Raw genomic sequence first — 8,047 nt, 5'->3', positions numbered from 1 at the left:
CCCACCCCCAGGTGGCAGGAGTGGACACCGCGCTGGACCACCAACACCGGCGCGGGCACCCCCTCGTTCGGCAACGCCACCGTCGAGTGCCGCTACGTGCACACCGGCACCCTGGTGCACGCCTCCTTCAACGTCTACTTCGGCTCCACCACCGTCTTCGGCACCGGGGGGACGGGCGACAACTGGCGCTTCTCGCTGCCCGTCCGGGCGTCCGGGGCCAGCCAGGCGGTCGGCTTCGCCGGGCTGCAGAACGGCTCCCGGGCGCGGCGCATCGCCCGGATCCGCCTGACCACCGCCGACCACCTGGAGCTGGAGGTCTCCTCGGGGGACGTCGACGGCACCGCGGCCGCCCACAGCGGCCTGGTGGACGCGGTCACGCCGTGGAACTGGGCCTCCGGCTCCTACATGCAGATCGCCGGAACGCTGGTCTACGAGTCCGCGGAGCCGGCCGAGTGAGCGGGCGCACCGCCGTCCACCGCGCCGTCTTCTGCGACCTGCGCACCGACCGCGTGGTGGACGTACTGCCGCTGACCGAGGCGAAGTACGACGACTACATCGGCAAGCCCGGCTCGCTCACCGCCACCGTCCCGCTGCCGGACGAGGCGCTCGCCCGCCGGGCCCGCGCCGCGCTCCGGCCCGGCCGCACCGCGGTCTGGCTGGAGCGCGACGGGGACGTGCGGTGGGGCGGCGTGCTGTGGACGTGCACCCCGCAGTCCGACGAACAGGGCCGGATGAAGGCCGAGTTCCAGGCCGCCACCTTCGACTCCTACCTCGACCACCGCATCCTCTCCGGTGACGTGGTGGGCACGGCCACCGACCAGTTCGACATCGTGCGCGCGCTCGTCGACCACGTACAGGCGCAGCCGGGCGGCGACATCGGCCTGCGGTACGGGAGCGAGATCTCCGGGGTGCGGCGGGACTTCGCCCACGCCTACACCGGCCTGGCCCGGGTGCGGGAACTGATCGACAAGCTGGCCAGGCTGGACGACGGCTTCGAGTGGCGCGTGCACTGCCACCGCGACGCACAGGGCCGCCGCGTCAAACGGCTCCAGCTCGGCCACCCCAGGATCCACACCGGGCACGCCGACATCGTGCTGGACCACCCCGGCGCGGTGCTCACCTACAGCCTGCCCTCGGACGCCACCGTGCAGGCCAACGTATGGGTGGCCAGAGGGGAGTCGGCCAACTCCGACCAGTCCCAGGAGTCGGTGCCGCTGACCGCGCGGCGGGTGGACGCCGACGACATCGCGGGCGGCTGGCCGCGGCTGGAGTCCAGCTCCGACCACACATCCGTACGCGACCAGGCCGTGCTGGACTCCCTGGCCCGCGCCGAACTGGCCCGGCACCGCCGCCCGGAGACCATCCCGCAGATCACCGTGCTGATGGACGGCCGGATCTCCCCGGCCCTGCTGGGCGCCCGGCTGCGGCTGCGCATCCGGGACCTGTGGCACCCGGAGGGGGCCGACGGCCGGTACCGGATCGTCGGGCTGGCCGTCACCCCGCCCCAGCGCACCAGGCCCGAGACCGCGACCCTCTACCTGGAAGGAGCCTGACCGGTGGCGATCATCCCCACCGACCTGCTGGACCGGCTGCGCGAGCTGGAGAGGCAGGTGCGGGACCTGATGGGCAGCGCCAACAGCAGCCCGCCGATGAACCGGATCAGCGGCGGCGACGTCGTCATCGGCGACGGCGGCCGGCTGCGGGTGCGCACCCCCGGCGGCGAGGACCTGCTCTACCTCGGCCGCGTCCAGCCGGACCGCGCCGGCGGCGAGCCGCAGCAGGGCCTGGTGGTGCGCCGCGACGACGGCTCCCTGGCGCTGACGGTGTGGACCGGCAGCCCGGACACCCTGCCCGACCAGCCGGTGCAGATACTCGACCGCAAGGGCAACGTGGTCGTCGCCGACGACGCCCGGCGCCGCGGACTGGCCCGCCCCTACGTGCCCTACCCGCTGCCCGCGCCGGTGGCGGTCAGCCGCTGGGAGTCCACGGGGGCCACTTCCTGGACCACCCTCTTCCGCGGCCCCGGAATCGTCCAGCACCCCAGGCTGCACTGCCGTATCGCGGCGGAGGGCGCCGACGGCGCCGAGGTGCGGCTGCTGTGCGACGGCGAGCAGGTGGGCCCGGCGGGCGGGCCGGACGGACTGGAGATCACCGAGGTGCTGGGCGCCGAATACGGCGCGACGGTCACCTTCGAGGTGCAGGCCAGGGTGGCGGCGGCCGGGGACACCGTGCGCTGCCGCCCGCTGGCCCTGTACGGCGTGCAGTCCTGACCGGCCGCCGCCACCCGCCGCCGTCCACCGCGCCCGCCGTACCCGCGCCGCATCCCGCAACGACAAGCAAGGAGGCATCCGCATGCTGCCCGAGTCCATACCCGTCGTCACCGTCACCGCGCGGTACCTGACCCCCGACGGGCGGCCGATGACCGGCACCGTCGAGTTCCGTCCGCCCGCACTGCTCACCCACGCCGCCACCGACGTCATCCTCGGCGGGCCGACCGTGGCCGCCCTGGACGCCGAGGGCCGCATCAGCACCGTCCTGCCCGCCACCGACGGGGAGGGCTGGAACCCGGCCCGGTGGGCCTACACCGTCACCGAACAGCTCTCCGGGGTGGGCCGCAAACGCAGCTACCGGATCGTGCTGCCCGCCACCGAACAGCAGGTGGACCTGGCCGACGTCGCCCCGGTGGACCCCGCCACCCCCGACTACGTCGCCGTCCCCGGACCGGCCGGCCCGCCCGGGGAACCGGGCCCGGCCGGTCCGCCCGGAGAGCCGGGCGCCGTACGGTCGGTCAACGGCCGCACCGAGGCCGACATCGTCCTGGACGCCGCCGACGTGGCCGCCGTGCCGGCCGCCTCGGCGGGCGCCCCCGGCGGCGTCGCCACGCTGGACGACCAGGGGCTGGTGCCCGCCGGGCAGCTCCCGGCCGGCACCGGCGGCGCGGTCGCCTCCGTCAACGGGCGGACCGGCGAGGTGGTGCTGACGGCCGCCGACGTCGGGGCGCTGGACCAGGCCACCGCCGACGGGCGCTACCTGGCCGCCGGCGAAGCGCCGGTGCTCTCCGTCAACGGCCGCACCGGCACGGTCGAGCTGAGCGCGGGCGACGTCTCGGCCGTACCCGCCGGCCGGGCCGTCCTGCTGGACGGCGGCCAGACGGTCGGCGGCGCCAAGACGTTCACCGTCCCGCCCTCGGTCCCCGCCGACCCGGCCACCGGCGACCAGCTCGCCCGCCGCTCCTACGTCGACGCGGTCTCGGCGGCCGGCACCTGGTCGCCGGCCGCCATGGGCTTCGCCGGCTGGTCCTTCGACCCGGCCACCACCGCGGCGACCTCTGCCCAGTACTGCATCAACGGCTGGCTGTACCTCATCGGCATCCCGCTGCACGCCCCGCACACCGTCTCCAACGTGGTGTTCTACACCCCCGGTTACGTCGGCGGCACACTCGGCGCCAACTCCTGGGCCGGCCTGTACACCGGCACCGGGCAGCGGGTGGGGGTCACCGCGCCGCTGTCCCAGGTGATCCCGGCCAACGAGGGGCGCACGATCGTCATCCCGCTCGGCGCCCCCTACGCCGCCCAGCCCGGCAACTACTGGATCGCCCTGCTGGTCAACGGCCCGGCCGACAAGAACAACGGGCCGGCCTTCGCCCGCGGCGCCAGCATCGGCAACGCCCCGGCCGGCAGCGCCCGGATGCCCGGCGCGTTCATCCGGCACGGGCGGCTGTCGAGCACCGGGCAGACCTCGCTGCCCGCCTCGTTCAACCCGACCAGCGTGGTCGCCGACTCCAACGCGATCTGGGCGGCCCTGTCCTGAGCACCCGTCCCGGCCGTCCGTCCCGACCGTCCACTCGAGCCCCGCGCCGCCCGGCGCGGGGCTCCTTTCCGTACCGGAGGCACCCATGGCAGTACCCCTGACCCCCGGCCGGCTGCTCGCCGCCCTGCGCGACGAGGGCCTGCACACCGCCGAGCACCGCGACTGGCGGCGCCACCACCGCAACCACAAGGGCGCCTGGGGCCCGGTGAACGGAGTGATGATCCACCACACCGTCACCCGCGGCACCGCCGCCACCGTCGACCTGTGCTACGACGGCTACACCGGCCTGCCCGGCCCGCTGTGCCACGGCGTGATCGACAAGGCCGGCACCGTCCACCTGGTGGGCGGCGGCCGCGCCAACCACGCCGGGCTCGGCGACGGCCGCGTCCTGCGCTCCGTCATCGCCGAGACCGCCGCCCCGCGCCCGCTGAAGGACGACACCGACGGCAACGCCCGCTTCTACGGCTTCGAGGCGGTCAACCTCGGCGACGGGAAGGACCCGTGGCCCGAGGAGCAACTGGAGGCCATCGCGCGGGCGGCGGCCGCCCTGTGCCGCGCCCACGGCTGGAACGAGCGCTCCGTGATCGCCCACAAGGAGTGGACCCGCACCAAGATCGACCCACGCGGCTTCTCCATGGACCGGATGCGCTCGCACATCGCCCGCATCCTGGCCGCGGCCCCGTCCGCCGGAGGCGGCGCGGCGGACCGCGCCCCCGCCTCCCCGCCCGTCCACCAGCCGTTCCCGGGGGCGCGGTGGTTCCGCACCCGGCCCCGCTCGCCGATCGTCACCGAGATGGGGCGGCGCCTGGTGGCCGAGGGCTGCTCGGAATACGCGGTCGGCCCCGGGCCGCAGTGGACGGACGCGGACCGGCGCTCGTACGCCGCGTGGCAGCGCAGGCTCGGCTTCACCGGCGCCGACGCCGACGGCTGGCCGGGGGAGACCTCGTGGCGGGCGCTGCGGGTTCCCCGGGTGTCCTGAACGCACCGCCGCCGCAGTCACCGCTGCCGCCGCGGTCACCGTCACCGCGCCGTCACCGCGCCGCGCCCCCGCACGGGCCCGTATGGACTCCCGTGCGGGGGCGCGGAGGACGCGCAAGAAAGGAAACACCATGTCACAGGAGGCCAAACGCGCCCTGCGCACCATCGTGCAGACCGCCGTGGGACTGGCCGTCGTCCTCCCCGCCGCCGTGGACGCGGCCGGGATCCCGCGCACGCTGCCCTGGGTGGCGGGAGCCCTGGCCGCGGCCGGCGGGCTCGCGCGGCTGATGGCCGTGCCCGGGGTGCAGGCCCTGCTGCCGGCCTGGCTGCGCACCTGTTCCGACAGCCCTCCGGCGGCGGACGGCGGAGGGGAGCGCGCATGACGGACACCGAACCGAACAGCCCCGTCGCCGTCGCCGTGGAACTGGAGCGGCTGCGCGGCACGGTCGAGGCGGGCTTCGCCCGGGTGGACGGGGCGCTCGCGCTGATGGTCCAGCGCAGCGACCAGAACGACAGGCAACTGGCCGACCACGAGGCGCGTCTGGACGCGCTGGAGCGCTCCCGGTGGCCGCTGGCGAGCATCACCGCCCTGGCCGCGGTGGGCGGGTTGGCCCTCGGCGCCTGGCAGCTCACCGGCGGCTGAGCGCTCCGGCCGCCCTGCCCGGCGACCGCCGCGGACACGGCGGTCGCCGGGCGGGGCCGGGCGGGAAAGGACACGGAAGGGAACGGCCCGCGCACAGGGAGTCGTTACCCTCGTATCCGCATCGCACCCGACGCCCCAGGGGCCGGACCGGTCCCGCACGGAACGGAGTTGGCCCATGGCCCCCACCCCCCGACCCGCCCGGGCGGCGGACCGGTCCCACGCCGTGGTGATCGGCGCCGGCCTCGCGGGCCTGACGGCGGCCCGCGCGCTCGCCGACACCTACGAGCGGGTGACGGTGCTCGACCGGGACGCGCTCCCCGCCGACCCGGCCCCGCGCCGCGGCGTACCGCAGAGCCGGCAGCTCCACGTACTGCTCGCCCGCGGAGCGCAGGCGCTGGAGGAGCTGTTCCCGGGCTTCCTGGAGGAACTGCTCGCGGCGGGGGCCACCCGCGCGGACACCCAGGGCGAGGCCCACTGGTACCTCGACGGCCACCTCCTGCGCCCGGCGCACTCCGGGGTGATCTCTTACGGCGCGAGCCGGCCCCTGGTGGAGCACCACGTACGCGCGCGCGTCGCGGCGCTCCCCGGCGTCTCGATCAGGGAGGGAACGGAGGTGCTGGGCCCGGTCACCACGCCCGACCGCGGCCGGGTCACCGCAGTCCGGGTGCGTCCGCGCGCCGGCGGAACGGGAGAGGCCGGCGCCGGGAAGGCCGACGGCGCGGGGGAGGAGACGATCCCCGCCGACCTGGTCGTCGACGCCTCGGGCCGGGGCTCGCGGGCTCCGGCCTGGCTGGAGGAACTCGGGTACCACCGGCCGCGGCAGACGCGGGTGCGCGCCGACGTCGTCTACGTCACCCGCCACTTCCGGCGCGAACCCCACCACATCGGCGGCCGCAGCGGCGTCGCGCTGGTGCCCTTCCCCGGACTGCCGCGCGGCGGGGCCATCGTCTCCGAACGGGAGGACCGGTTCGCGGTCGTCCTCTTCGGTCTGCTGGGCGAGGAGCCCCCGGCCGACGAGGCGGGCATGCTGGCCTACGCCGAGTCCCTGCCCGGGCCGGACGTGGCCGAGGTGCTGCGCACGGCCGAACCGCTGAACGAGCCGGTGAGGATGCGCTATCCGGCCAGCGCGCGCCACCACTACGAGAAGCTGGACCGCCACCTCGGCGGCTTCCTCGTCACCGGCGACGCCCTGTGCAGCTTCAACCCCACCTACGGCCAGGGCATGACGGCGGCGGCCCAGCAGGCGATCGTGCTGCGCGCGCTCCTCGCCCGGAGCCGGGACCGGGGCCGGGGCCTGCGCCGGGGCCCGGACCGGGACGCCGACGGGCTGCCCCGGCGCTTCTTCCGCGCCGCCGCCAAGGTCGTCGACACCCCGTGGCTGCTGGCCGCCGGCGGCGACCTGCGCTTCCCCGAGGCGGAGGGGAGGCACGGTCCGGCCGACGCGCTGCTGGACCGATACCTCACCCGCTACCGCGCGGCGGCCTCCGTCGACCCCGTACTGGGCCGGACGTTCCTGTCGGTGGCCCACATGCTCCAGCCGCCCGCCCGGCTGATGTCGCCCGGCCATGTGCTGCGCGTACTGCGCGCTCCGAGGAGAGCCGGCGGACCGGCGGGCGCGGAGTCGTAAAGAAGTCGTGTACACGACAGGAAAGGCGTGCACGGGTCTTGCCCGGTGCCGGTGACCGGCCAGTAGCCTGCGATCCCCCCCCACGGCGCAACCGCTCTCCGACCACTTTCCCCCCGCACCCACTCGAGGTCGAAGTGAAGAAGAAGTCACTGGCCGTCGCGGCAGCCGCCGCATCCGTGCTCGCACTCACCCTCCAGGCCCCGGCAGCGGCGGCCGAGGCGTCCCCCTCCGCCTACGGCCCCGGCAGCGACCCGATCCTCTTCGTCCACGGCTGGAACAGCAGCGGATCCACGTGGAACACCATGGCCGACCGCTTCCGCGCCGACGGCTGGCCCACCGGCCACCTGAGACAGTGGACGTACGACACCGGCCAGTCCAACGCCACCACCGCGCGGCAACTCGCCACCGAGGTGGACCGGTTGCTCGCCGCCACCGGGGCGAGCAAGGTCGACGTGATCACCCACTCCATGGGCGGCCTCTCCTCGCGCTACTACGCCAAGAACCTCGGCGGCGCGGCGAAGATCGACGCCTGGGTCTCCCTCGGCGGCCCCAACCACGGCACCGACACGGCCAACTGGTGCTTCCAGACCTCCTGCACCGAGATGCGCATCGGGTCGAACTTCCTGAACTCACTCAACTCCGGTGACGAGACGCCCGGTTCGGCGCGCTACGCCACCTGGTGGTCGCCCTGCGACACCGTCATCAACCCCGACAGCAGCGTCGCCCTGTCGGGCGCGGTCAACACCAGGACCGCCTGCCTGTCGCACTCCGGACTGCTGAGCGACGCCACGGTCTACGGCCAGGTCCGGGACACGGTCGACAACTGACCCCGGCGGACGTCCCCGGTCCTGGCACGCCCCGCCCGGCGCGGGGACGTCCGCCTCCCAACGGGCCTGCTGTACGGCCGCGTTATCCGCTGGAGCGGTCCTGTTCGGCCGCTGTACGGTGCCCGCCATGCCGCCACCCGCCGAACCCGGCCCCTCCGGCCC

Annotated in this window: 9 protein-coding genes; all 9 read left to right on the top strand. The window is 75.3% G+C overall.

The genetic code is table 11. From position 1 onward, the window contains the following. Positions 1 to 456: hypothetical protein (locus tag L7D48_RS22670; protein WP_374493346.1), on the top strand; the 456-nt coding region annotated here is incomplete at its 5' end. Continuing rightward, positions 453 to 1,553: a hypothetical protein gene (locus L7D48_RS22665; protein ID WP_237881907.1), complete on the top strand. Its 1,101-nt coding sequence runs from the start codon at positions 453 to 455 to the stop codon at positions 1,551 to 1,553. The genes L7D48_RS22670 and L7D48_RS22665, both read left to right, overlap by 4 nt. Before the next feature lie 3 nt (positions 1,554 to 1,556). After that, positions 1,557 to 2,270 carry a hypothetical protein gene (locus tag L7D48_RS22660; protein WP_237881905.1) on the top strand — a complete coding sequence of 238 codons (714 nt, stop codon included), beginning with the start codon at positions 1,557 to 1,559 and terminating at the stop codon, positions 2,268 to 2,270. An 82-nt stretch (positions 2,271 to 2,352) separates the two neighbouring features. Beyond that, on the top strand, positions 2,353 to 3,810 hold the full coding sequence (locus L7D48_RS22655) for a phage tail protein (RefSeq protein WP_237881903.1): 1,458 nt from the start codon (positions 2,353 to 2,355) through the stop codon (positions 3,808 to 3,810). 85 nt (positions 3,811 to 3,895) lie between these two features. After that, entirely contained in the window at positions 3,896 to 4,789 is an 894-nt protein-coding gene (locus L7D48_RS22650) for a peptidoglycan-binding protein (RefSeq protein WP_237881901.1), read from the top strand. Positions 4,790 to 4,919: 130 nt separating this feature from the next. Continuing rightward, a complete protein-coding gene (locus L7D48_RS22645) occupies positions 4,920 to 5,171 on the top strand; it encodes a hypothetical protein (RefSeq protein WP_237881899.1) in 252 nt (83 codons plus the stop codon). Beyond that, complete coding sequence (locus tag L7D48_RS22640; RefSeq protein ID WP_093846762.1) at positions 5,168 to 5,431, top strand: hypothetical protein; 264 nt, start codon at positions 5,168 to 5,170, stop codon at positions 5,429 to 5,431. The genes L7D48_RS22645 and L7D48_RS22640 overlap by 4 nt, the downstream gene beginning before the upstream one ends. A 175-nt stretch (positions 5,432 to 5,606) precedes the next feature. Continuing rightward, on the top strand, positions 5,607 to 7,058 hold the full coding sequence (locus L7D48_RS22635; RefSeq protein WP_237881896.1) for an NAD(P)/FAD-dependent oxidoreductase: 1,452 nt from the start codon (positions 5,607 to 5,609) through the stop codon (positions 7,056 to 7,058). A 134-nt stretch (positions 7,059 to 7,192) separates the two neighbouring features. Next, entirely contained in the window at positions 7,193 to 7,885 is a 693-nt protein-coding gene (locus L7D48_RS22630; protein WP_237881894.1) for a triacylglycerol lipase, read from the top strand. The last annotated feature ends 162 nt before the right edge of the window (positions 7,886 to 8,047 follow it).

This window comes from Streptomyces sp. ICN903, assembly GCF_022015835.1.
GTDB classification, from domain to species: Bacteria; Actinomycetota; Actinomycetes; order Streptomycetales; family Streptomycetaceae; genus Streptomyces; species Streptomyces fenghuangensis.
Note: the sequence above shows the minus strand (reverse complement) of the source record. Positions and strands in the feature narration are given on the sequence as shown.

Coding starts and splice junctions, on each gene's coding strand:
- L7D48_RS22640 (WP_093846762.1), top strand. CDS start 5,168: ATGACGGACACCGAACCGAACAGCCCCGTCGCCGTCGCCGTGGAACTG.
- L7D48_RS22635 (WP_237881896.1), top strand. CDS start 5,607: ATGGCCCCCACCCCCCGACCCGCCCGGGCGGCGGACCGGTCCCACGCC.
- L7D48_RS22655 (WP_237881903.1), top strand. CDS start 2,353: ATGCTGCCCGAGTCCATACCCGTCGTCACCGTCACCGCGCGGTACCTG.
- L7D48_RS22650 (WP_237881901.1), top strand. CDS start 3,896: ATGGCAGTACCCCTGACCCCCGGCCGGCTGCTCGCCGCCCTGCGCGAC.
- L7D48_RS22645 (WP_237881899.1), top strand. CDS start 4,920: ATGTCACAGGAGGCCAAACGCGCCCTGCGCACCATCGTGCAGACCGCC.